Below are 22952 nucleotides of genomic sequence, written 5' to 3' on the forward strand. Positions count from 1 at the left end.
GGCAGGAGACGTCCCGAGGGAGTCCTCAGGTCTGGCGGGCTCGGTTGACGTGGGGGCTTGGGGCGCTTGATGAGCTGCTGCCGTGCCATGTTGATCATCTCCCCCGTCGGGCCGGGTTTAACCCGTCGATCGAGCCGATGTCACCCGTACTCCATAGGACGTGGCCGCCGGAGGCAAGGTTCAGCGAGCTTATGCGACATCCCCTGCCGGTTCGACCGGTTTTCGCGAAGCGAGGTCGACCTGACGTGGTCAATTGATCACGTTCAGTGGCGGCCGAAAGTGGCCGAGGAAGATCGTTCCGCTGCCGGGGCGCCAGGCGGTAAGGGCGGTCAGGACACGATGTCGCGGGCGTGGAAGCGGCGGAAGGCGAGCGCGAGGAGGACGGCGGCGTAGGTGAAGGAGATGGCCGCCCCCTTGGCCATGCCGGTCCACTGGATCTGCGGCTGGAGGGCGTCCATCCACGAGTACATCCAGTGCGTCGGCAGGAAGTCGCGCCAGGAGCCGAGGGCGGTGACGGCGTCCAGGATGTTGCTGACGATGACGAGGCCGACCGCGCCGCCGACCGCGCCGAGCGGGGAGTCGGTGACGACCGAGAGCAGGAACGCCAGGGCGGCGACGACGAGCTGGGCGGCGAGGGAGTAGCCGACGACGATCGCCATGCGGGCGAGCGCGGTCGAGGTCGGGACGGTGCCGCCCGTGGGGAGTTCGACGTCCGACCAGCCGAAGCCGACGGTGCCCGCGACCAGCGACATGGCGGGGAGGGTGATGACGGCGGCGACCGAGTAGCCGAGGGCCACGATCAGTTTCTGGCGCAGGAGGCGGGCGCGCGGGACGGGCGCGGCGAGCAGGTAGCGCAGCGACGACCAGCCGGCCTCGCTGGCCACGGTGTCGCCGCAGAACAGGGCGACGGCGACGACGAGGAGGAACCCGGTCGAGACGAACAGGGCGAACAGCGTGAAGTTCAGGGCTCCGGAGGTGGCGACGTCCACCAGGCTCGGGACCCCGTTCCCGGACGGCGAGCCGCCGATCTTGAACGCGCCGACCAGCACCCAGGGCAGGACGAGGAGGATGCCGAACGCGATGAGAGTGCGCCGGCGGCGGAACTGCCGCACCGCCTCGACCCGCAGCGGAAGAGTGCGCCGCACGCTGTACCCGACCGGAGACATGCCCTCCGGCGGCGCCTCGGGCGGTGAGGTGTCGTTCGGCTGTACCTCGGGCGGTGAGGTGTCGTTCGGCTGCGCCTCGAGCGGAGGCGTGCCGTTCGGGCTCGTCTCGGGTGGTGAGGTGCTGTTCGGCTGCGCCTTGACCGGTGGGGTGCCGTTCGGAAGTGCCTCGGGTGGCGGGGTGCTGTTCGCGCTCGTCTCGGGTGGTGAGGTGCCGTTCGGGCGGGCCTCGAGCGGAGACATGCCGTTCGGGCTCGTTTCGGATGGAGGCGTGCTGTTCGCGTGCGTTTCGGGCGCGGGGCGGTCTTCGGGGACCGTGGGTGCGCCGGGTTCGGGCTCTCCGTGGGCGGCCGTTCCGCCTGCCTTGGGTTCTCTGGACGTGGTCATGTCGTGTGCCCCGGCGTCGTGTCGGTCACCGTCGTCCTGCTGGAGGGGTGGTCGTCCTCGCGGGCGGTCATGGGGTCTCTCCGATGATCTCCAGGAAGGCGTCCTCCAGCCGGCGGCCGGAGCCGACGATGTCGGCGACGGGACCGGCGGCGACGCGGCGGCCGCCGGCCATGACGACGGCGTGCGTGCAGGTCTGCTCCACCTCGGCGAGGAGGTGGCTGGAGACGATCACAGTGCGGCCCGCGGCGGCGTACCGGACGAGGACCTCGCGCATCTCGCGGATCTGCGGCGGGTCGAGCCCGTTGGTGGGTTCGTCGAGGACGAGCAGGTCGGGCAGGCCGAGCATCGCCTGCGCGATGGCGAGGCGCTGCCGCATGCCCTGCGAGTAGGTGCGGACGGCGCGGTCGAGGGCGGTTCCGAGGCCGGCGATCGCGAGGGCCTCGTCCATGTGCGCGTCGGCGGCGGGCCGGCCCGTGGCGCGCCAGTACAGGTCGAGGTTGTCGCGTCCGGACAGGTGCGGCAGGAACCCGGGGCCCTCGACGAACGAGCCGAGGCGGGCGAGGACGGGCGCGCCGGGGGTGACGCGGTGGCCGAAGATGCGGATCTCGCCGGCGTCGGGGCGGATGAGGCCCATCAGCATGCGGAGGGTGGTGGTCTTGCCCGCGCCGTTCGGGCCGAGGAGGCCGAGCACCTGTCCCTTCTCGACGCGGAACGACAGGTCGGCGACCGCGAGGTGGCCGTTCTTGTACGCCTTGGTGAGCCCGGTGATCTCCAGGGGGACGTCGGCGTCGCGTTCGCGGGACCGGCTGCGGCGGACGCCGAGGAGCAGCGAGGCGGCGATCGCGAGCCCCGCCAGAGGCAGGATCCACACCCAGGCGGGGATCGGGGTGGGCGTCGTGAGCAGGGACGCGTCCGTTGGAACGGTCAGCCCCGACACGGCGCGCACCTGGTACGCGGCGGGTTGCGGCGGTGTCGCGAAGCCCATGTCGGTGGTGGCGATGACGAGCCGGAGGCGGTGGCCGCGGTCGAACCGGTAGTCCATCGCGGGCAGGGTGACGGTGACCTCGCCGCCGGTCACGCGGAAGGGCGCCGCGATCCGCCGGGCGGGGGCGGCGGAGCCGTCCGGCGACACGTCGTAGAGCTTGGCGAAGAGCGGTCCGCCTTCCGCCGGCTCCTGGCCGGAGGGGGCGCTTTCCGCAGAAGGCTCGCCGGAGGGGGCGCTTTCCGCAGGAGGGGCGCCGGAGGGATCGTTCTCCGCCGGATCCTTGGTGGTGGTGTCCTTCGCGGCCTTGAGGCGGACGGTGGCGGCGCCGGTGATGCGGAGGGAGTGATCGAGCGGACGGGTGTCGAACGTGGCGGTCTGCCCGGGCATGTCGGCGGGGAGGCCGCCGCCCGCGGCGCCGAGCGACCCGAGCGAGCCCAGCGCGCCGAGCCCGGGGAGCGCGGAGACGGCCGCGGGGGTGCCGCCGGCCGGGTTGTGGATCGTCTGCTCGACGCCGTCCAGCGGGAGGTGCTGCGGGTCGCCGGAGAGTCCTGGGTACGTGCGGGCCTTCGCCTCCTGCACGACGACCTGCTGGGTGGAGGAGTCGAGGCCGCCCGCCCGGGTCACCGTGAACCGGGTGCCGCGCACCTCGCCGTGCCGGAGCCGCGCGTCGAAGAAGTCGCGGACGAGCCCGCGCACGCGTCCGGTCTCGGGATCGCCGCCGTCGTGCCCGCCCTGGTACCAGACGACCGAGACGGGCGCGCCGTTGCGGGCGATGGCGCGCGCGTTCGCGTCGGCCTGGTCGAGGGGGAACAGGGAGTCGGACTGCCCCTGGACGAGCAGGGTCGGCACCGTGATCCGGTCGGCGACGGAGGCGGGGCTCGACCGGCGCAGCGTGGCGATCGCGTCGGCGGTGGGCCCGCCCTGCTCGGCGACCTTCTGGTACATGGCGCAGAGGGACGGCAGGAACCGTCCGCACCCGGCGCCGCGGGAGCCGCTGTTGAAGAAGACGCCGGCCCACAGCTTCTTGAACACGCCCTTCTCGGGTCCGGCGCCGGCGGCGTTGGGGAACAGCACGTCCGGCAGGCTGTTCCAGGTGATCTCCGGCGCGATGGCGTCGACGCGCCGGTCGTAGGCGGCGGTCATCAGCGCGATCGCGCCGCCGTAGGACTCGCCGGTCATGCCGACGCGCGGGTCGCCGGGCCCGTCCAGTCGCACCTCCGGCCGTTTCGCCAGCCAGTCGATGAGCTGCCGGGCGTCCTTGACCTCGTAGTCGGGGGAGTCGAGCGCGATCTGCCCCGTGGACGCGCCGAACCCGCGGGCCGTCCAGGTCAGGACGGCGTAGCCGTCGCGGGCCAGGGAGCGCGCCTCGCCCGCGACGTCGTACTTGTCGCCGCCGAACCCGTGGCCGAGCAGGATCGCCGGTGCCTTACCGTGCCCGACCGGCTTGTAGAAGGTGGTGTCGAGGGTCACACGCTGGTCGTCGTGCGGGCCGTCGACGACCTGGACGCGCTGGTCGACGGTGCGCACGCGGGGCGGGCCGTCGGCGCCGACACCCCAGACGGCGGCGCCCGCGGCCAGCGCCACGGCGGACCCGGCGGCGGTCCAGCGCGCCGTGCGGCCCGTCCTGCCCCATCGCGCCCGGATCGCGCCCCCCACCGCCGTCATGCCAGCAGCCTATTCGCGCCCCTGCCGCGCGCCCCTCCGCCCTCGCGCCGATCTCCCCTGCGCCCGCCGTTGTACACACCGCTCCACCGTTACACCCCCCGGCGTACCAGGCCCCGATCACTCTCCACCGCGCCGCACGGCGCGCACGCTCACCCCATGTCCGTGCTTACGCCGCCCATGGCCCATGCACGCGTACCTGATGGCGCCCGGGCGTCGCGCCGTGCGTGTCCCACGGTGGTTGTGGAGCACGGTGTTCGCGGTTCGTTCGGACGACGCCGGACCCGGGAGTGGGTGGTGATCGGGCGGAGGTGGCTAGGCCGTGGCGGGGTGAGCCGGGCTGGGGGAGTAGGGGGAGAGAGCGGCGGTGAACATCGCGGTGAGGCGGTCGGTGAGTTCGGCCGGGTCGGCGCTGCGCAGGTCGTTGAGGCCGAGCAGGCGGCGGACAGGGCCGCCGCCCATGATGATCGTGGAGGCGAGCAGGGCGCGGGCGCGCGGGTTCGGGCCGTCGAGTTGCGCGACGATCGGCTCGATGATCACGTCTTCGAGGTAGCCGAGCAGGATCTGCTTGACCTCGGGGCTGCCGGCGGAGCGGTCGATCATCCGGGCCATGGGCGTCACGCGGTGCAGGGAGGCCTGCCGGACGAAGTGCTCGGCGAGCCGGCGGGGCAGCCCGGCGGGGTCGCCGGCGATGACGCCGCGCAGCGCGGACTCGCCGGCCAGGACCTCGCCGAACAGCGCGGCCTTGGAGCCGAAGTACCGGTTGACCAGGGCGGTGTTGGCGTCGGCGGCGGAGGCGATCATGCGGACCGTGACGCCGTCGTAACCGTGCTCGCCGAACAGATCGCGAGCGGCGTCCAGGATGCGGCGACGGGTCGCCTCCCGGTCGCGCTTGCGGTGTTCGCGCTGCTCGCGCTGCTCGGCCTGCTCGACGCTCATCATCGAATCCCGATCCGTCCCCGTATGGATCACCGAATCGCCCCAGTATCCCCCGAGTTGCAAGTAAACAAGCGTGTACATAGCATATATGCAAAACACAGGTAATTACGTTCCATGGGGGCATGGTGGCTCAAGCGAGCGTGGCGCCGTCGGCGGGGCCGATGGCGCCAGAGCAAGCGAGACCGCAGTACACGCACCGCCAGATCCTGGAGATCCTCTCCGGCCTGATGATGGCGTTGCTGACGTCGATGATCTCGTCCACGGTGGTCAGCACGGCCCTGCCGACCATCGTCGGAGACCTCGGCGGTCAGGACCAGCTGTCGTGGGTGGCCAGCGCCACCCTCCTGACGATGACGGCCTCGACCCCGCTGTGGGGCAAGGTCTCCGACATCATCGGCCGCAAGCTCTCCTTCCAGACCGCGCTCCTGATCTTCGTGGTCGCGTCCGTGGCGGGCGGGCTGTCCCAGAACATCGGCATGCTGATCGCGGCCCGCGCCGTCCAGGGCCTCGGCGCCGGCGGGCTGTCCGCGCTGGCGCAGGTCATCCTCGGCGACATCGTCGAGCCCCGGCAGCGCGGCCGCTACTCCGGGTACATCGGCGCCGTGTTCGGCGTGGCCACCGTCGCCGGGCCGCTGCTCGGCGGGTTCCTCGTGGACGCCGACGGTCTAGGCTGGCGCTGGTGCTTCTACGTCTGCGTGCCCCTCGCGATCGTCGCCTTCGCGGTGATCCAGAAGGTCCTCAAGCTGCCGAAGGTGAAGCGCGACACCCGGATCGACGTGTTCGGGGCGTTCACCATCACCGGCTCGGCGACCGCGGTGATGCTGCTGCTGTCGATGGGCGGCAACCAGTTCGAGTGGGCCTCCACGTGGACGTACGTGCTGGGCGCGATCGCGGTCGTGCTGGTGATCGGCGCGGTGTTCGCCGAGCGCGCCGCGCGGCAGCCGATCCTGCCGCCCCGGCTGTTCCGCAACGGGACGTTCGTGCTGACCTCGCTCGGCTCGCTCTGCGTCGGCATGGCGATGTTCGGCGTCATGATCTACATGCCGCAGTACCTGCAGGTCGTCAAGGGCCTGAGCCCCACCGCGTCCGGCCTGATGACGCTGCCGCTGGTGGTCGGCATGCTGATCGCCTCCATCGCGTCCGGCCAGCTCGTTACCCGGCTCGGCAAGTACAAGATCTACCCGGTGATCGGCCTGGTGTGCGTGGGCGCCGGGCTGTACCTGCTGTCGCGGCTGCACGTCGACTCGTCGAAGGTGGAGATCGGCGGCGACCTCGCGCTGCTCGGCGTGGGGCTCGGCCTGACCATGCAGATCCTGATCCTCGCCGCGCAGAACGCCGCGAAGATGGAGGACCTGGCGTCCACCACGTCCGGTGTGTCGTTCTTCCGGAACCTCGGCGGCGCGGTCGGCGTCGCGGCGTTCGGCGCGATCCTGAACAACAAGCTGCCCGGCGAGCTCGCCAAGGGGCTGCGCGAGGCGCACCTGCCGATGCCGAAGGGCGGCGGCTCCCTCGGCACCCCCGCCCAGGTGCACGCGCTGCCCGAGCCGTTCAAGTCGATCGTGCTCACCGCGTTCACGCACTCGCTGGAGCACGTCTTCATCTTCGGCGTGCCGGTCGCGGTCGTCGGCCTCATCACGGTGCTGGCGATGAAGGAGCTGCCGCTGCGCGGCAGGGCCGGCACGGGCCAGCAGGCCCCGCAGGCCCCCGCCACCACGCCGGCGGACGCCCAGCCGTCCACGCCGGTGCCCCCCAATGGCGCCGCCACGGCCGTCGGCAGGCACGCCCGCGGCCACGAACCGGCCGTGGAGCAGCAGCTGGCGTCGGTCGGGGCAGGTGCGGTCCCCAAGGAGATGGCGATGAACGAAATGCCCGCTAACGGCCTGCCGTCCAACGGCATGGCCGCGGCTCCCGGCGGGTCCACGGCGGCCGATCCGGCCGCGCAGGCCCGGCTCCTCGCGCAGCAGAACGCCTTCGCGCAGGACGGGCTCATGCGGCAGGGCGCGGGCGGCGTCCCCGTCCGCGGCGTGGTCCGCTCCGGCGACGGCGCGCCCGTCCCGTCCGCCGCGCTGACGCTGATCGGGGTGGACGGGCACCAGCTCGGCCGCGCGATCACCCAGGACGACGGCCGCTACGCGCTGCCGACCCCCGGCCCCGGCACCTACGTGCTGATCGCCGCGACCGGCGAGCACGAGCCGCAGGCCGCGACCCTCGTCGTCGGCGACCGCCCGGTCGAGTTCGACCTGATGCTGGCCGGCAACGGCGGCCTCGGCGGGACGGTCCGCAGCGCCGGCGGCAGCCCGATCGCGAACGCGATGGTCGTCGTCACCGACGTGCGCGGCGAGGTCGTCGGCACCGGCCGCACCGACGCGTCCGGCCAGTACGCCTTCAAGGACGTCATGACCGGCTCGTACACGCTCGCGGTCAGCGCCGCGGCGCACCGCCCGGTCGCGCTCCCGGTGGAGGTGGCGGGCGGCGGGCAGACCCGGCTGGACGTCGAGCTGCCCGCGGGCGCCCGCGTCCGCGGAACGGTCCGCAACGACGCCGGCGAGCCGGTCGGCGACGCCCGCGTCACGCTGGTGGACGCGGCCGGCAACGTCGTCGCGATGGCGATCACCGGCCCGGACGGGGAGTACGCGTTCACCGACCTGACCGGCGGCCAGTACACCGTCATCGCGTCCGGCTACCCGCCGGTGGCGAGCGGCCTGTCGCTGGCCGGCGGCGGCCTCGACGACCACGACCTGGAGCTCGGCTACCCCGACGAGTAGGACCGACGCCGGGGCCGCCCGACCGGGGCGGCCCCGGCCGACGCAATCACACGAGCCACGAAACTGGAGTGCGGGTCGTTGATGGATGACAGGCGCGGTCTGCGCGGATCGGTGCGGACCAAGGACGGCTGGGCGGTGCGGCACGCCATCGTCACGGTCACGAACCTGGCGGGCCGGCAGGTCGCGCGGGAGCAGACCGGGGAGGACGGCGTGCTCGCCGCCGGTCCGCTGCCCGCCGGCACCTACACGGTGATCGTCACGGCGATGGGGTTCCAGCCGACGGCGTCGACGCTGATCGTGCACGCGTCCGGCGCGGCGGACCTCGGCACGCTGGTGCTGGCCCGCGCGGGCGGCACCGAGCTGCCGCCGCCCGGCCCGTGGACGATCGACCCGGCGCACTCGAACGTCGGGGCGGTCGCGCAGCACCTCGGGCTGTCCAGCGTGCGCGGCCGGTTCGCCGCGTTCGAGGGGAGCATCGAGATCACCGAGCCGGTGGAGGCGTCCCGGGTGACGGCCCGGATCGAGGCGGCGTCCATCGACACCGGCAACAAGCTGCGCGACGACCACCTGCGCTCGGCCGACTTCCTGAACGTCGACGAGCACCCGGTGGTCTCCTACGAGGGCGAGGGGCTCACCGCGACCGGCCCGGACCGCTGGACGGTGCACGGCCACCTCACCCTGAACGGGGTCACCAAGCCCGTCGACCTGGACATGCTGTTCCTCGGCAGCGGCGGCGACCCGTGGGGCGGGACGCGCGCGGCGTTCCGCGCGACGGCGGAGCTGCGCCGCACCGACTTCGCGATCCGCTACAACCAGATCCTGGAGGCGGGGATCGCGATGGTCGGCGAGAGCCTGAAGGTCGAGCTGGAGATCCAGGCCGTCCAGGGCACCGAGCTGCCCCAGGCCTGACCGGCACCCGAAGCCGCGGACACTCGCGGAGGCGGGCAGCGCCCGGCCGAAGCGGACGGCGTCGCCGGAGGCGGGCGGCGCTGCCGGAGGCGGGCGGCGCCCGGCCGAAGCGGTTGGCGTCGGTGGAGGGCAGTGCCCGGCTGAAGCGGACGGCGTCGGCGGAGGCGGTGGCGCTGGCAGAGCCGGGCGGCGCCCGGCGGAAGCGGGCGGCGCCGGTGGAGGCAGGTGGCGCTGGTCGGGCTCGTGGGCGGCGGAGTGGCGGGCGTTGTTCAGGGGCGCGCTCGGCGGGGCGTCCTCGCGGCGCCGGTGGGGCGGGTGTCCAGTTCGGTGGCCGGGAGCCAGTGCGCGGCGGGGTCGTAGTCCAGCCAGCCGTGCTCCCGCGCCGCCGCCGCGAACTCCGCGAGCAGCGCCCGCAGCACCGGATGCTGCTCGCGGGCCCGCCAGATCAGCGACCACGAGTACAGCGGGACGGGATCGGTCAGCGGCACCGACCGGACGTCCGCCGGCACGGCCACGTCCGCCGGCAGCAGCGACACGTGCCCGGGCTCCTCGCGCAGGTGGTCGAGGAAGTAGTCCAGTCCCAGGTTGACCCCGCCGAACTCGCCGGACAGCCCGAACTCGGCCAGGAACCGGTCGAGGAAGTCGAGCTTGCCGATCTCGGCGGGGAACCACACCGTCGTCCCGGCGAGGTCGGCGGGACGCAGCGCCGCCGCGCCCGCCAGCGGATGCGACGCGCCCATCACCGCCGCCATCGGCGCGAGCCGCACCAGCCGGTGCGCCAGCCCGTCCGGCAGCGGCTCGTCCAGCGCGTGGACGCGGCCGAAGCCCACGTCGCTGTCACCGCGCCGCAGCGCCGTGACGACCTCGGACAGCCCCCGCTTCAGGTTCGGCTCGATCGGCAGGTCGGGACGGCGCGCCACGACCCGCCGGATCGTCCGCATCGGGTCGAACAGGTGGCCCCACACGTCCAGGCGCAGCGGCCGGTCGTCGCGCCGTGCCGCCACGATGGCGTCGTCCGCCGCCGCGAGCGCGCGCCGCGCCGGCTCCAGGAACCGCTCGCCCGCCGCCGTCAGCCGCACCGAGTGCCCCGTGCGGTCGAACAGCCGCACGCCGAGGACGTCCTCCAGCCGCGCGACCCGCTTCGACAGCGCCTGCTGGGTGAGGAACAGCTCGCCCGCCGCGCGCCCGAAATGCAGCTGCTCGGCGGTCGCGACGAACGCCCGCACCTGCGCGAGATCCAGGTCCACGCCGTCCAGCCTGCCCGACGACCGCCGGACGGGCCAAAGCGCGGGCCCGTCAGCGTCCCTTGAGCTCGCGGACGAGGGTGTTCGCGGCGGACCGGGTCGGCGAGCCGGTCACCACGACCTTCCCGTCCCTGATCGGCATGTCGACGCGCGGCAGGGTGATCAGCCGGTCGCGGACCACGAACGCCAGGTCGCGGCCCACGGTCGCGCTGGTCAGCCGCGCGAACGCGTGCCGGTCGACGGGCCGCAGCGTGAGCGCCACGTCGTACCCGGACGTCCCGCGCGACTTCTGCACCCGCAGGTCGGCGACCTTGTGGATCGCGATGCCCTGCGCGAGCCGGTAGCAGGTCACGCCGGCGGCGGCCTGCCCGGTGATCCCGGGCGTCCCGGCCGGGCACTGCCCCGGCGACGCCTGCGTCACCGGGTACACGTGCAGCGGGGCGGCCAGCGTCACCGGCCGCGTCCGCATGGACGAGGCGATCATGCCGCCGGTCACCGCGACCGCGGCGATCAGCAGCCCGAGCGTCAACACCATGATCACCAGCGCGGACCGGTGCTGGTCGGCGGCCTGGACCGGCTCCGGGACGGGCCGTTCCCGGTACTCCAGGCCCTGGCGGCGCGCGGCGCGGCTGCGCTTGGTCTCGGCCGCCGCGCGGCGCCGCTGCTCGGCGCGGGCCCGGCGCCGCCGGTCCGCGTCCGGGATCTCGGGCACCGGCAGCACCGCCGTGGTCCGTTCCGGACCGCGCGCCGGCGCCGGTTCCGGCCGTTCGGGCGGCGTGAAGCCCACCGCTCGCGCAGGCCGGGCGGGTGCCGGCCGGGCGGGTGGCGGCCCCTCCGGGGCGGGGATCAGCGTGGGGCCGGGCACCGGCTCGAACGGCTCCGTCGGCGTCCGCCCGGTCAGATCGTCCTGCCCGAGCGCTTGAGCAGGCGACGGGACCGCTCCGCCCCGTCCGAACGGCGCGGGCTCGCCGATTCCTGGCGCATCCTGCGAGGCGTCCTGCGCCGCGCGCGTGGGGGACTCGGCTCGCTGAGCCTGCTCGGGCGAGACGGACGGCATGGGCGCCGTGGCCTGCCCAGGCGGCGCGGCCTGCCCAGGCGGCGCGGCCTGCCCAGGCGGCGCGGCCTGTTCGGGTGGCGCGGCCTGTGCCAGTGGCGCGGTCCGCGCGTCCTGCTCGGGCGAGGTGCCCTGCCCAGGTACGGCGGCTTGGCCCAGCGGCGTGGTCTGCTCGGTCGGCGCGCTTGGCTGAGGCTGCTCGCGCGACGCGTCCTGCTCGGTCAGTGTGCTGTGCTCGGACGCTGCGGTCTGGCCTAGCGGTGCGGTCTGGCCTAGCGGGGCGGTCTGCTCCAGCGGCGTGGTCCGCCCGGGCGACGTGGACTGCTCGGGGGACGCGGCGCCGTGCGCCTGTGCGGGCTTGTCCGGCGCGTCCTGCTTGTCCGGGGCGCCTTGCTCGGGTGGCGCCGCGTCCGTGGACGGGGCGGACCGCTCGGACGGGTCGAGGAGAGGGGCGGGCGGCGGCGGCCAGGCGAGCGGACGGTCCGGGGCGGCCGCTGGGGGAGGGCTGGGCGGAGCGGTGTCCTCTGCCTGCCGACGACCCTTGTTGCGGCGCGGAACGACCCGCATCGTCACCTCCCCGGGCTGACAAGATCTGCGACAGTCTTTCAGGATGAGACAGTGTCCCGCATCGTGTCGCGGCCGAACCCGGCCAACGATCGCCGATTGCTCATCCCGTGATGAACACTGCCCCGTCCGCGCGGTTCCAAAGCGCGGAAAACCCGCCCCCGCGGTATGCGGGGGCGGGCTTTCCGGAACGCTGACGGCGTCAGTGCCCGCCCGGGGGACGGGCCCCGGACGGTGCGTCAGTCGATGCGCCAGGTGTCGCCGCCGGCGAGCAGCGCGGCGAGGTCGCCCGCGCCCTGCGTCTCGACGGCCTCCTCGACCTGCGCGCGCATCAGCTCGTCGTAGGACGGGCGGTCGACGTTGCGGAAGATGCCGATCGGGGTGTGCTCGAACGCCGGCTGGTCCAGCCGCGACAGCGCGAACGCCATCGACGGGTCCGGGTTCGCGGCGTCGTGCACCGCGATGTCCGACGCGGGGACGTCGGCGACGTTCACCACCTCGAACGAGCCCGACGGCGTCCGGCGCAGGGCCTTCTGCCGGTCGGCGCCGAAGACGATCGGCTCGCCGTCCTCCAGGCGGATCGTGATGTCGTCGCGGACGGCGGCGTCCTTGAGCGGGTCGAACGCGCCGTCGTTGAAGATGTTGCAGTTCTGGTAGATCTCGACCAGCGCGGTGCCGCGGTGCTCGGCGGCGGCGCGCAGCACCGACTGCAGGTGCTTGCGGTCGGAGTCGATGGTGCGGGCGACGAAGCTGCCCTCCGCGCCGATCGCCAGCGACAGCGGGTTGAACGGCGCGTCCAGCGAGCCCATCGGGGTCGACTTGGTGATCTTGCCGGTCTCGGAGGTGGGCGAGTACTGGCCCTTGGTCAGCCCGTAGATCCGGTTGTTGAACAGCAGGATCTTCAGGTTGACGTTGCGGCGCAGCGCGTGGATCAGGTGGTTGCCGCCGATGGACAGCGAGTCGCCGTCGCCGGTGACGACCCAGACCGACAGGTCGGGCCGGGACGTGGCGAGGCCCGTCGCGATCGCCGGCGCGCGGCCGTGGATCGAGTGGAACCCGTAGGTGTTCATGTAGTACGGGAACCGCGACGAGCAGCCGATGCCGGAGATGAACGTGATGTTCTCGCGGCGCAGCCCGAGCTCGGGCAGGAAGGACTGGACGGCCGCGAGGATCGCGTAGTCACCGCACCCGGGGCACCAGCGCACCTCCTGGTCGGTCTTGAAGTCCTTCATCGTCTGCTTCTGGTCGGTCTTGGGGACCAGGGAGAGCAGGCTGCGTCCGTTGCCGTTCACGGCGCCGTTTCCGTTGGTGTCACTCACTGTCGATCACTTCCTGGATGACGTCCTGCAGCTCCTCCGACTTGAAGGGCAGGCCCCGGACCTGGTTGTAGCCGATCACGTCGATCAGCAGCCGGCCGCGCAGCAGCATCGACAGCTGGCCGAGGTTGATCTCGGGGACGACGACCTTGTCGTAGGAGCGCAGCACCTCCGGCAGGTTCGCGGGGAACGGGTTGAGGTGCCGCAGGTGCGCCTGCGCCACGTCGCGGCCCTCCGCCCGGACGCGCCGGACCGCCGCGGAGATCGCGCCGTAGGTGCCGCCCCAGCCCATCACGAGGACGCGCGCCCGGCCGGACGGGTCGTCGACCGCGAGCGGCGCGATGTCGTTGGCGATGCCGTCGACCTTGGCCTGGCGGAGCCGGACCATCGTGTCGTGGTTGGCCGGGTCGTAGGAGATGTTGCCGGTGACGTCGGCCTTCTCCAGGCCGCCGATCCGGTGCTCCAGGCCGGCGGTGCCCGGGACCGCCCAGGGGCGGGCCAGGGTCTCGGGGTCGCGCCGGAACGGCTCGAAGGGCTCCTCGGACGGGGCCGCGAAGTTCGGTTCGATCTTCGGCAGCGCCGCCACGTCCGGCAGCTTCCACGGCTCGGAGCCGTTGGCGAGGTAGCCGTCGGACAGCAGGATGACGGGGGTGCGGTACTTCACCGCGATGCGGGCCGCCTCCAGCGCCGCGTCGAAGCAGTCCGAGGGGGACTGGGGCGCGATGACCGGGACGGGCGCCTCGCCGTTGCGGCCGTACATGGCCTGCATCAGGTCGGCCTGCTCGGTCTTGGTCGGCAGTCCGGTGGACGGTCCGGCCCGCTGCACGTCGATGACCAGCAGCGGGAGTTCCGTCGCGACGGCGAGGCCGATCGTCTCGCTCTTCAGCGCGATGCCGGGGCCGGAGGTGGTGGTGACGCCGAGCGACCCGCCGAAGGAGGCGCCGAGCGCCGCGCCGACCGCGGCGATCTCGTCCTCGGCCTGGAACGTCCGGACGCCGAACCGCTTGTGCTTGGACAGCTCGTGCAGGATGTCGGAGGCCGGGGTGATCGGGTAGGAGCCGAGGTAGACGGGCAGGCCGCTCTGCACGCCCGCGGCGACGATGCCGAGGGACAGCGCGGCGTTGCCGGTGATGTTGCGGTAGAGGCCGGCCTCGTGCTCGGCCGGCTTGACCTCGTACTGCACCGAGAACGCCTCGGTGGTCTCGCCGTAGCTCCAGCCCGCCTGGAAGGCGGCGATGTTCGCCTTCATGATCTCGGGCTTCTTGGCGAACTTGCGCTCGAGGAAGCCGATGGTCCCCTCGGTGGGACGGTGGTACAGCCACGACAGCAGCCCGAGCGCGAACATGTTCTTCGCGCGCTCGGCGTCCTTCTTGGAGATCTCGTAGCCCTCGAGCGCGGTCACCGTCATGGAGGTGAGCGGCAGCGCGTGCACCCGGTACTCGGCGAGCGAGCCGTCGGTGACCGGGTCGGCGGCGTAGCCGACCTTGGCGAGGTTGCGCTTGCTGAACTCGTCGGTGTTGATGATCAGGTCCGCCCCGCGGGGCAGGTCCCCGAGGTTGGCCTTGAGGGCGGCCGGGTTCATCGCGACCAGCACGTCGGGCGCGTCGCCCGGCGTGAGGATGTCGTGGTCGGCGAAGTGCAGCTGGAAACTGGACACGCCGGGGAGGGTCCCGGCGGGGGCGCGGATTTCGGCCGGGAAGTTCGGCAGCGTCGACAAGTCGTTGCCGAACGCCGCCGTCTCCTGGGTGAAGCGGTCGCCGGTCAACTGCATCCCGTCACCGGAGTCCCCGGCGAAGCGGATGATGACGCGGTCGAGCTGCTGGACCTGTTTGGTCACAGAGGAAGACCTCCTCGACGCGCAGCACCCGTCCTGGGGGAGGCACCCAGGATCGTGATGCTACTAAGGCTTACCTTCATGGTATGTCCGGGATGGAATGCTGGTCTCGGGGATCGGGCCGCTCAGCGGCACGGCGGCGCCGGGCGTGCGGCCCGGTGCCGTCCGTTCTTCGCCGGCGGCGGCCGTGGTCCGAGAGGCGCGGACCGCGGCCGTCGCTCCGCCCGTCATGTGCGACATCCCGCCCTCGGGGAGGTCATGACCCCGTACTTCAAGGGTTATCACCTCGGGTGGGAGATCACGCGTCCCGGCCGGATTCGGGCAGGTCCTAACCGGTGCTACGAGCCGGACGGGTCCCCGGGTTCACCGCTGAACACAGGGCGCTGGCCAGCCGGCACAGATCGACGTGCAGCCGCCTGACCAGCTGGGCGGGATGGGCCGGGGAGCCGTCGCTCCCCGAGGGCACGGAGTTCACAGCCGCAGTGTAGACAGGCTGAATTTCGTTCTGTTCAACCGGCCCCGGCCCCCGGGGGTAGGGGTTTCAGGGCCGGCCGGTACCGCCCGTCCCGGCGGCGCGGGGCCCGGTCGCACCGGACTTCTTCGGCGCGCCGGACGCGCCGGTGCCCGGCGCGCCGCTCGTTCCGGGCGACGGGGAGCCGGTCGCGCCGCCGGGGGCACCGGACAGTGTGCTCTTCACCACCGCGCTCCGCTCCTTGTCGAGCTTGGCCAGCAGCGCCTTGACGTCCGCGGCGGTGAGGGCCTCGCCGATCACGCGGGCCTGCGCCGAGTACGGGTAGGAGCCGGGGTGGTCGAGCGCCGACTTCACCCACGTCCGCCAGGCCCGTCCGGCGACGGTGCAGGTCAGCACGAACGACCGGTTCGTCGGCACCGGCGCGGACGCGGTGCAGGACCCGAGCGGGGTGCCGCGGGTGGTGATCGACGCGCGCAGCGCCGCGCGCGCGCCGTCCGGCACCGTGTCCGGTGACGACAGCGTCGCCGGGACGCGCACCGTGCAGCCCGCCGGGTTCTGGTCGCAGTTGACGAAGGTGAGCTTGCCGGGGTCGAAGTGCAGGCTCGGGTCGGCGGCGCCGGCGAGCGCCTTCACCCGGGGCCGCAGCCGCGCGAACAGCGCGGCGGGGTTCGGCAGGTCGGCGACGCTGAACCGGGCGGCGTCGGCGCCGGCCGCCTGCACGGCGACCAGCCGGTACGGCGCCGCCGCCGACACCAGGTAGTTCGCGCCCGACGTCCTGATCTTGTAGGCGCGGACGCCGTTCACGGTCTCGGTGGGCGGTTTCGCGGGCGCCTTGGTGAGCGCCTTCGCGATCGCCTGCGCGCCCAGCACGTCCGGGACGTCGAAGCCGGGGACGGCGGCGGGCGCCTTCGACCAGCGGCCCGCGTAGTTCTCGGGGTGCGCGCTCTCGCCCGCGTACTCGCGCCAGAACTGCGTCCCGGCCTTGAGGTAGGTGTCGCCGCCGGCGGCCACGACTTCTGCGGTCAGCGGGCCCGCCGCCAGCGTGCCGATCGCCGATCCCGCCGCCGTGACCTGCACGTCGGCCTGGACGGGGCGGCCGTTCGCGGCGGTGAGCGTGCCCTGGTAGCGGAAGCCGGGGCCGGAGGTGAGCTGCCGTCCCGCCTCCAGCGCCCAGGCCGAGGGCGCGGTTCTCGACGGCTTCGGGCGCGGCTTGCCGGGGGCGTCGTCGTCGGAGATGAACACCACGGCGACGGTCGCGGCGGCCGCCACGACCACGGCGACGCCCGCGCCGGTCGCCAGCCGCTTCTTGAGCCGCCCGCCGCGCGGCGGCGGCCCGCCGATCCCGGGCGGCAGCGGCATCCCGGTCATCCCGGGAGGTCCGGCCATCCCGGGCATCATTGGCATCTCAGGGGCGCCGGGCGTTCCGGGGGCCTGGGGAGGCATGTCCGCGCCGTGGGGCGCCGGGCCGTTGTACGGGATCCCGTCCGGCGCGGTGGCGCCCGGCGCCGGCGAGGGCGGCGGCGTGGCGGGTGCGGTCCGGGGCGGGCCGCCGGCGACGAGGACGTCGTCCGGTGCGGGCCGGCCAGGTGCGGACTCCGGAGAAGGGTCGTCCTGATCAGCGCTCACAAGCCATAAGAATGCCCGACGATGCGAGCGGCCGGACCGGAAACCGCGCATCGCCGGGCATACCACCACCTAGGGCCGGGGCGGGCGGCCTCCGCGCCGCCCGGCCCCGACCTGCGGGCTCACTCGCTGTCGAGCCCGCTCTGCAGCGAGGCGACCTCCGACGGCGTGGCGCCGATCACCTTGTACTGCGCGTGCTTGTAGAACGTGCCGCCGGTGGACTTGGCCCAGCTCTGCCACGCGGAGGTGGCGATCCGGCAGCTCGCCCACACCGAGCTGGTGTCGTTGATCGTGATCGTGTCGGTGCAGTTGCCGAGGTCCCGGCCGGTCAGCGTGCCGGCGGTGATGTTGAACCGGACGTCGACCGTCAGCGGCGTGGACGCCCCGTAGGGCGGCCGGATCTTGGCCTCGACGGTGCAGCCGGAGTTGCTGTTGCAGCCGCCCTTCTTCCACTCGTCGACCGACGGGCGCGCCGACGCGTCGAAGGAGTTCTTCAGGTCGCCCATGCTGGTGCGCATGGCGGAGATGACCGTGGACGCCTCGGACGAGGACTTCGGCGTGACGTCCAGCGCGACGCGCGGCGTGGTCGCCTCGTAGCGCAGCAGCTGGGCGTCGTCGGCGTCGGTGATGTAGAGCGTCGAGGTGAAGGTGGTGAACTTCAGCGCCTTCTTGCCGGCCCACGTCGTCTTCAGCGGCTTGACCTTGGCGGTCGCCGCGGCCCGCAGCTTGGCGGCCAGGGCGGTCGGCGACAGCTCCTGCTTGAAGTCGATGTCGAGTTTGTCGGCGCTCAGCCGGCCCCACTGCTGCCCGCTGCCGAGGTAGTACGGCGTGCCCTCGGTGCTCTCGATCTGGTCGCGCCAGTACGAGGCGTCGGCCTTCAGGAACAGCTTGCCGTCCGCCGACAGCAGCGTGACGTTGTCGCTGTTCCAGGTCACCGGGCCGGTCGCGCGGCCGCCCTTGGTGACGTCGAGCTGGCCCTCGATGTTGTCGGCGCCGCCGCCGAAGTCGCCCTTCAGCCCGACGACGCGCTCGGCGGCCATCGAGTCGGCGGCGGCCTTCAGCTTGTCCTCGGGCGACTTGCCGCCGCCGTTGGACGCCACGATGAAGACCACCGCGCCGATGATCAGGATCACCACGACGGCGCCGCCGACGAGCGCCGCGATGAGCGGGCCGCTGCTGCGCTTGGGCGGCGGCATGCCGGGACCCATCGGGCCGCCGGGGCCGGGAGGCGGCGGGAAGAACGGCGGCGGTGTGCCGGGGCCGCCGGGACCGCCGTACCCGCCGGGGGGAGGCGGCGCGCCGGGGCCGCCCGGAGCACCGGGAACGCCCTGGCCACCCGGGTAGCCGGGGCCGCCCGGACCGGGGGCGCCGCCGGGACCCGCGGGAGGCGGTGGAGGCGGCCAGGAGGCACCACCCGGGTTCTCCCAGCCCGGGTTCGGCGGAGGGTTGCTCATCCGGTCACGTCCTTCCAGGTCAACTGACCCCAATGCGTTCTCTAGTGTGCAGCAAAACGATGACATTGTGATCCACCGAGGTGGAGGTACGACGTCACACTCGCGCATGCCCTTTCGGGGATACTTGCTTGGACGCAGACGGGAGCGTGACGGTGCATAACTATTTCAGCTCATATGTCGCGCTCGGCGCACTGGTGATCGCCGGCGGCGGCATCGTCGGCGGCGGCCTCGCCGCGAACCGGATGCTCCGCCCGCACCGCCCGACCGCCGAGAAGCTCACCACCTACGAGTGCGGCGTCGACCCGGTCGGCGGCGGCTGGGCGCACTCCTACATCCGCTATTACGTCTTCGCCTACCTGTACGTGGTCTTCGCGGTGGACGCCGTGTTCCTCTTCCCCTGGGCGACGGTCTTCTCCGCCCCCGGCTATGGCGCCACCACGCTCGGGGAGATGTTCGTCTTCCTGGCCTTCCTCGCCGTCGGGCTGCTCTATGCGGGCCGCAAAGGCGTCCTGTCCTGGGTCTGAGCCCGCCCCTCGACGTCCCGAGCCTCCGGCGCGACCCGTCCGGGCTGTAACAATGCTTGCGTGGGCACCATCGATCTCCCGCCGCCGAGCGTCGGACCCCTGTCGCGGCTCGCGCCCAAGCCGGTCAAGTTCGTGCTCAACTGGGGCCGCCGCTATTCGCTCTGGGTCTTCAACTTCGGCCTGGCCTGCTGCGCGATCGAGTTCATCGCCACGTCGATGAGCAGGCACGACTTCATCCGGCTCGGCGTCATCCCGTTCGCGCCCGGCCCTCGCCAGGCGGACCTGATGGTCGTGTCCGGCACCGTCAGCGACAAGATGGCGCCCGCCGTCCGGCGGCTGTACGAGCAGATGCCCGAGCCCAAGTACGTGATCTCGTTCGGCGCCTGTTCCAACTGCGGCGGCCCGTACTGGGACTCCTACTGCGTGACCAAGGGCGTCGACCAGATCATCCCGGTGGACGTGTACGTCCCCGGCTGCCCGCCGCGTCCCGAGGCGCTCCTCCAGGGCATCGTCCACCTGCAGGAGAAGATCGCCGCCGAGTCGCTCGGCGACCGCTACGACGGCGGCGACCCGATGAGCCCGCCGCCCGCGCCGCGGCCGTTCTCGGCCACCGTCCTGCGCCGCCCCCTCCAGCCGCCGCCCGCCGACGAGCCGCCCGCCGAGGAGCCGCCTGCCGACGAACCGTCCGCCGAGGAGCCGTCCGGCGAGCCTTCGGCGCGGGACGAAGCGTCGCCGTCGGACGTGACGCTGCCCGTCGCGCCGCCCGAACCGCCGCCGCCGGCGGACCGGCCCGCGCCCGAAGCCGATGACGTGCGTCCGGACGATGAGACGCGTCCCCTTCCGCCCGTCGAACCGGAGGCGGAGGGGCCCCGCGACGCCCCGGCCGCCGAGGGCGGGACCATGCCGCTGCCCGCCGCCGGACCGGAACCCGCGGACGAGCCCGGCGCGGTGCGTCCCGACGACGAGACGCGGCCGATCCCCGCCGCCGAGGAGCCGCAGTACACCGAGCCGCCCGCCGAGGAGCCGCCCGCCGAGGAGCCGCCCGCCGACGAGCCGCGGGCGGGCGAACCGCGGCGGCGGCCTCGGTCCGAGCACGACCCGTCGATCATCCCGGGGCTCGCCGACGACGGGAACGACGACGAGATCGGGCGGAGCCGGTGAGCGCCGCCGCGGAGCTGACCGCCGCCTGGACGGACCGGTTCGGCGACGACGTGACGACCGAGGAGACGGCCGGCGGGCTGTCCGTCGGCGTGCCGGCCGACCGCTGGGTGGAGGCGCTCACCTTCGCCCGCGACGACCTGGCCTGCGCCTTCTTCGACTGGCTGACCGGCGTGGACGAGCTCGGCGAGGGCTTCGCCGTCGTCGCCCACGTGTACTCGCTGGAGCGGCGGCACCATCTTCTCGTCCGGACGCGGGTGCCGAGGGACGCGCCGTCCCTCCCGACCGCCATCGGCGTCTACCGGGGCGCCGCGTGGCACGAGCGGGAGACGGCCGAGATGTTCGGCGTCGTGTTCGAGGGGCACCCGAACCTCGTCCCGCTGCTGCTGCCGGACGGCTTCGAGGGCCATCCGCTGCGCAAGGACTTCGTGCTGGCGGCGCGGGTCGCGAAGCCGTGGCCGGGCGCGAAGGAGCCCGGCGAGTCGGGGCACGGCGCGCCGAGCCGCCGCCGCGTCCGGCCGCCCGGCGTGCCCGACGAGGGCCCGTGGGCGGAGGCGGCGGAGCGCCGCCGGGCCGCCGGGCGCCCGCCGCGGGAGCGGGGTCCGGATGCTTGAGACCATCGGGAAGCTGGTGCTGGTCGCGGCCGCGTTCGCGCTGCTGCCGCTGCTGGTCGGGCAGGCCGAGCACAAGGTGATGGCGCACATGCAGGGCCGCCTCGGCCCCATGTACGCGGGCGGTTTCCACGGCTGGGCGCAGCTCGTCGCGGACGGCGTGAAGTTCGCGCAGAAGGAGGACGTCGTCCCGCGCGACGCCGACCGGTGGGTGTTCAAGCTGGCGCCGGGCGTCGCGCTCGTCCCGTACCTGCTGGTGCTGATCGTGGTGCCGGTCGGTCCGGGCGGGCAGGTCGCGCTGGACCTCGGCGTCGGGGTGTTCTTCGCGCTCGCGGTGATGGGCGTCGGGGTGATCGGCGCGATCATGGCCGGCTGGGCGAGCGCGAACAAGTACGCGCTGCTCGGCGGGATCCGGGTCGCGGCGCAGCTGATGTCCTACGAACTGCCGATGGTGTTCGCGGCGTCGTCGGTGGCGATGGCGGCGGGCACGCTGTCGCTGCAGGGCATCGTCGGCGAGTGGCGCTGGTGGTGGCTGCCGTGGCAGGCGATCGGCGCGGTGGTGTTCTTCGTCGCGGGCCTCGCGGAGCTGCGCCGCCCGCCGTTCGACATGCCGGTCGCAGACTCGGAGATCATCTTCGGCCCGTACACCGAGTACGGCGGGCTGCGGTTCGCGCTGTTCATCCTGGCGGAGTACGCCGGGATCGTGGTGCTGTGCGCGCTGACGGCCGTGCTGTTCCTCGGCGGGTGGAAGGGCCCGTTCCTGAACACCGAGCTGGGCTGGCTCTGGACGCTGATCAAGGCGGCGGTGCTGGCGTTCTGCGTGATCTGGCTGCGGGTCAGCTACCCGCGGATGCGCGAGGACCAGCTCCAGAGGCTCGCGTGGGCGTGGCTCGTCCCGCTGTCGCTGGTACAGCTCGCGCTGACCGGCGTCCTCAAGGTCGCGTTCGCCTAGCCCTTCCTGCGCGACGCGGTGCGGTGCGGCGCGGTGCGGCGGGACGCGGCGGGACGGTCAGGGGAGGAAGATCGTGTACTCGGCGAGCTGCGGCATGATCGCGGGCGGCAGGTCGCAGTCCACGGCCATCTCCTCTACGGAGACGAACGTGCCGTGCTCGTCCCGGTGCGCGACGACCCGCTCGGCCAGCTCCTCCGTCATCCCCGGCAGGGCCGCGATGATCTCGGCCGGGGCGTGGTTGGCGTCGACGAGGCCGCCGTCGTCGTAGGCGCGCGGGACGTCCGGGCGGCCGATCCGCAGCTCGTGCGCGAGCGCCGGGTCGTCGGCGGCGATGGCGCGGGCGTCGGCGCGCAGGTTCCGCCGGTACTTGGCGTACTCGACGGCGTTCTCGTTGTTGTGGCTGCGCGGGACCTCGCGGGGGTACACCTGGCGGCGGACGGCGAAGGCGTGCGCGGTCCCCGCGGGCCACAGCGTCAGCAGCAGGATGGTGCCGAGCGCGATCAGAAGCACGTTCCCGCTGTTCAGGGCGGCCAGCATCGTCACGAGGCCGATCCCGTAGCCGGCCGCGGCGGCGCCGTGGTTCCACGATCCGCGCTTCACGGCGGCGTAGAAGAACGTCACGGGCGTCGCGAGGCCGAACGTGAGGAACGGCATGATCGCCCACAGCACGCCGTTCGGCTGCTCGGGCGGCGGCGGAAGCGGCGGCACGGGACGCAGCGGCGGAAGCGGATACCCGCCGGACCCCCAGGTCGGGGACCGGTCCGGCGGTCCCGGCGGCTGCACGGGACGCCGCGGGTCCACTGGGGGCGGGACGGAAGTACGCGGTGCCGCCGGACGGGGCGGTAAGGCCGGTGGATGCGGCGGCGCGGCCGCAGGACGAGGCGGCGCGACCGGATGCGGTGGGGAGGCGGCGGGCTGCGGCGGGACGGGCGGGCGCGGCACCGAGGTGCCGCGCGGCGGCGTGAAACCGTCCGGCTTGGTGGTGCGGTGCACCGGCAGGCCGCCCGGCGGCGTCCCCTGCACGGGCGTCCCGCCAGGCGGCGTGGCACTCGGAGGAGTGGCGTCCGACGGCGTGGCGTCCGACGGTGTGGTGTTCGGCGGTGTGGGGCCCGGCGGCGCGGAGGGCTGCGGGCGGGCGTGGTCGGCTCCGGGGTCGTACTGTCCGTCCGCATGGTGGCTCACATGTCCTCCTTGCCCGCAGGCGTACAGGAGCGCGGACCGCGGGTGCCCGCGTATCGTCCGACGAACGCGGAACCCGCCGCGTTCCACGGCGGCGTTTCGTGCGCAATCATGTTGCGGGTGGGACGGTTGCCAGGAGGCGGGCTGGCCAAGGGGC

General features: G+C 73.4%; 15 protein-coding genes and 1 pseudogene. 6 read left to right on the forward strand and 10 right to left on the reverse strand.

Features of this window, described 5'->3' with window-relative positions:
- Positions 1-329: 329 nt before the first annotated feature.
- The 3 genes from amrb99_RS38150 to amrb99_RS38160 all read right to left on the reverse strand — a co-directional run bounded on the left by amrb99_RS38150 (position 330) and on the right by amrb99_RS38160 (position 5136).
- Positions 330-1406 carry an ABC transporter permease subunit gene (locus amrb99_RS38150; protein ID WP_241756320.1) on the reverse strand — a complete coding sequence of 359 codons (1077 nt, stop codon included), beginning with the start codon at positions 1404-1406 and terminating at the stop codon, positions 330-332.
- A gap of 211 nt (positions 1407-1617) precedes the next feature.
- A complete protein-coding gene (locus tag amrb99_RS38155; protein ID WP_190865645.1) occupies positions 1618-4200 on the reverse strand; it encodes an alpha/beta fold hydrolase in 2583 nt (860 codons plus the stop codon).
- Between the two features lie 312 nt (positions 4201-4512).
- Entirely contained in the window at positions 4513-5136 is a 624-nt protein-coding gene (locus amrb99_RS38160) for a TetR/AcrR family transcriptional regulator (RefSeq protein WP_190865647.1), read from the reverse strand.
- A 161-nt stretch (positions 5137-5297) separates the two neighbouring features.
- Here amrb99_RS38160 and amrb99_RS53480 point away from each other — a divergent pair, with 161 nt between their 5' ends.
- The gene (locus amrb99_RS53480) at positions 5298-7901 is read left to right on the forward strand and encodes an MFS transporter (protein ID WP_190865649.1); all 2604 of its coding nucleotides are present in this window, start codon (positions 5298-5300) and stop codon (positions 7899-7901) included.
- A gap of 81 nt (positions 7902-7982) precedes the next feature.
- A complete protein-coding gene (locus amrb99_RS38170) occupies positions 7983-8810 on the forward strand; it encodes a YceI family protein (RefSeq protein WP_190865651.1) in 828 nt (275 codons plus the stop codon).
- 269 nt (positions 8811-9079) lie between these two features.
- Here amrb99_RS38170 and amrb99_RS38175 read toward each other — a convergent pair whose 3' ends face one another.
- The 6 genes from amrb99_RS38175 to amrb99_RS38200 all read right to left on the reverse strand — a co-directional run bounded on the left by amrb99_RS38175 (position 9080) and on the right by amrb99_RS38200 (position 18371).
- Positions 9080-10057: a LysR family transcriptional regulator gene (locus amrb99_RS38175; protein ID WP_190865653.1), complete on the reverse strand. Its 978-nt coding sequence runs from the start codon at positions 10055-10057 to the stop codon at positions 9080-9082.
- A gap of 49 nt (positions 10058-10106) precedes the next feature.
- The gene (locus amrb99_RS38180) at positions 10107-11675 is read right to left on the reverse strand and encodes a hypothetical protein (RefSeq protein ID WP_190865655.1); all 1569 of its coding nucleotides are present in this window, start codon (positions 11673-11675) and stop codon (positions 10107-10109) included.
- Between the two features lie 236 nt (positions 11676-11911).
- Positions 11912-12991: a thiamine pyrophosphate-dependent enzyme gene (locus amrb99_RS38185; protein WP_190865657.1), complete on the reverse strand. Its 1080-nt coding sequence runs from the start codon at positions 12989-12991 to the stop codon at positions 11912-11914.
- Positions 12984-14825: a 2-oxoacid:acceptor oxidoreductase subunit alpha gene (locus amrb99_RS38190; RefSeq protein WP_190865659.1), complete on the reverse strand. Its 1842-nt coding sequence runs from the start codon at positions 14823-14825 to the stop codon at positions 12984-12986. Before amrb99_RS38190 ends, amrb99_RS38185 begins: the two co-directional genes overlap by 8 nt.
- Positions 14826-15363: 538 nt before the next feature.
- Entirely contained in the window at positions 15364-16680 is a 1317-nt protein-coding gene (locus tag amrb99_RS38195; protein ID WP_190865661.1) for a hypothetical protein, read from the reverse strand.
- Positions 16681-17039: 359 nt separating this feature from the next.
- Complete coding sequence (locus amrb99_RS38200; RefSeq protein ID WP_190865663.1) at positions 17040-18371, reverse strand: transmembrane domain-containing protein; 1332 nt, start codon at positions 18369-18371, stop codon at positions 17040-17042.
- A 152-nt stretch (positions 18372-18523) separates the two neighbouring features.
- Between amrb99_RS38200 and amrb99_RS38205 the strand changes: the two genes are divergently transcribed.
- The 4 genes and pseudogenes from amrb99_RS38205 to amrb99_RS38220 all read left to right on the forward strand — a co-directional run bounded on the left by amrb99_RS38205 (position 18524) and on the right by amrb99_RS38220 (position 21616).
- On the forward strand, positions 18524-18895 hold the full coding sequence (locus amrb99_RS38205) for an NADH-quinone oxidoreductase subunit A (RefSeq protein ID WP_190865665.1): 372 nt from the start codon (positions 18524-18526) through the stop codon (positions 18893-18895).
- Between the two features lie 99 nt (positions 18896-18994).
- Positions 18995-19438 (forward strand): annotated as a pseudogene (locus amrb99_RS51825) (NADH-quinone oxidoreductase subunit B family protein); the annotation flags it as partial.
- Between the two features lie 614 nt (positions 19439-20052).
- On the forward strand, positions 20053-20667 hold the full coding sequence (locus amrb99_RS38215; RefSeq protein ID WP_347257029.1) for an NADH-quinone oxidoreductase subunit C: 615 nt from the start codon (positions 20053-20055) through the stop codon (positions 20665-20667).
- Positions 20660-21616: a complex I subunit 1 family protein gene (locus tag amrb99_RS38220; RefSeq protein ID WP_190865669.1), complete on the forward strand. Its 957-nt coding sequence runs from the start codon at positions 20660-20662 to the stop codon at positions 21614-21616. Before amrb99_RS38215 ends, amrb99_RS38220 begins: the two co-directional genes overlap by 8 nt.
- Positions 21617-21673: 57 nt before the next feature.
- On the opposite strand, the gene amrb99_RS53485 is transcribed toward amrb99_RS38220, so the two are convergent.
- Positions 21674-22798, reverse strand: a complete 1125-nt coding sequence (locus amrb99_RS53485; RefSeq protein ID WP_190865671.1) for a helix-hairpin-helix domain-containing protein — start codon at positions 22796-22798, stop codon at positions 21674-21676.
- Between the last annotated feature and the right edge of the window lie 154 nt (positions 22799-22952).

It is taken from the genome of Actinomadura sp. RB99 (assembly GCF_014706005.1).
Classification (GTDB): domain Bacteria; phylum Actinomycetota; class Actinomycetes; order Streptosporangiales; family Streptosporangiaceae; genus Spirillospora.

Bases quoted from the DNA above. Each gene is read 5' to 3' on its own strand.
- amrb99_RS38155 (WP_190865645.1), bottom strand. From the start codon at position 4,200: ATGACGGCGGTGGGGGGCGCGATCCGGGCGCGATGGGGCAGGACGGGC.
- amrb99_RS38180 (WP_190865655.1), bottom strand. From the start codon at position 11,675: ATGCGGGTCGTTCCGCGCCGCAACAAGGGTCGTCGGCAGGCAGAGGAC.
- amrb99_RS38160 (WP_190865647.1), bottom strand. From the start codon at position 5,136: ATGAGCGTCGAGCAGGCCGAGCAGCGCGAGCAGCGCGAACACCGCAAG.
- amrb99_RS38150 (WP_241756320.1), bottom strand. From the start codon at position 1,406: ATGTCTCCGCTCGAGGCCCGCCCGAACGGCACCTCACCACCCGAGACG.
- amrb99_RS38200 (WP_190865663.1), bottom strand. From the start codon at position 18,371: ATGAGCAACCCTCCGCCGAACCCGGGCTGGGAGAACCCGGGTGGTGCC.
- amrb99_RS38220 (WP_190865669.1), top strand. From the start codon at position 20,660: ATGCTTGAGACCATCGGGAAGCTGGTGCTGGTCGCGGCCGCGTTCGCG.
- amrb99_RS53480 (WP_190865649.1), top strand. From the start codon at position 5,298: ATGGCGCCAGAGCAAGCGAGACCGCAGTACACGCACCGCCAGATCCTG.
- amrb99_RS38170 (WP_190865651.1), top strand. From the start codon at position 7,983: ATGGATGACAGGCGCGGTCTGCGCGGATCGGTGCGGACCAAGGACGGC.
- amrb99_RS38195 (WP_190865661.1), bottom strand. From the start codon at position 16,680: ATGGCCGGACCTCCCGGGATGACCGGGATGCCGCTGCCGCCCGGGATC.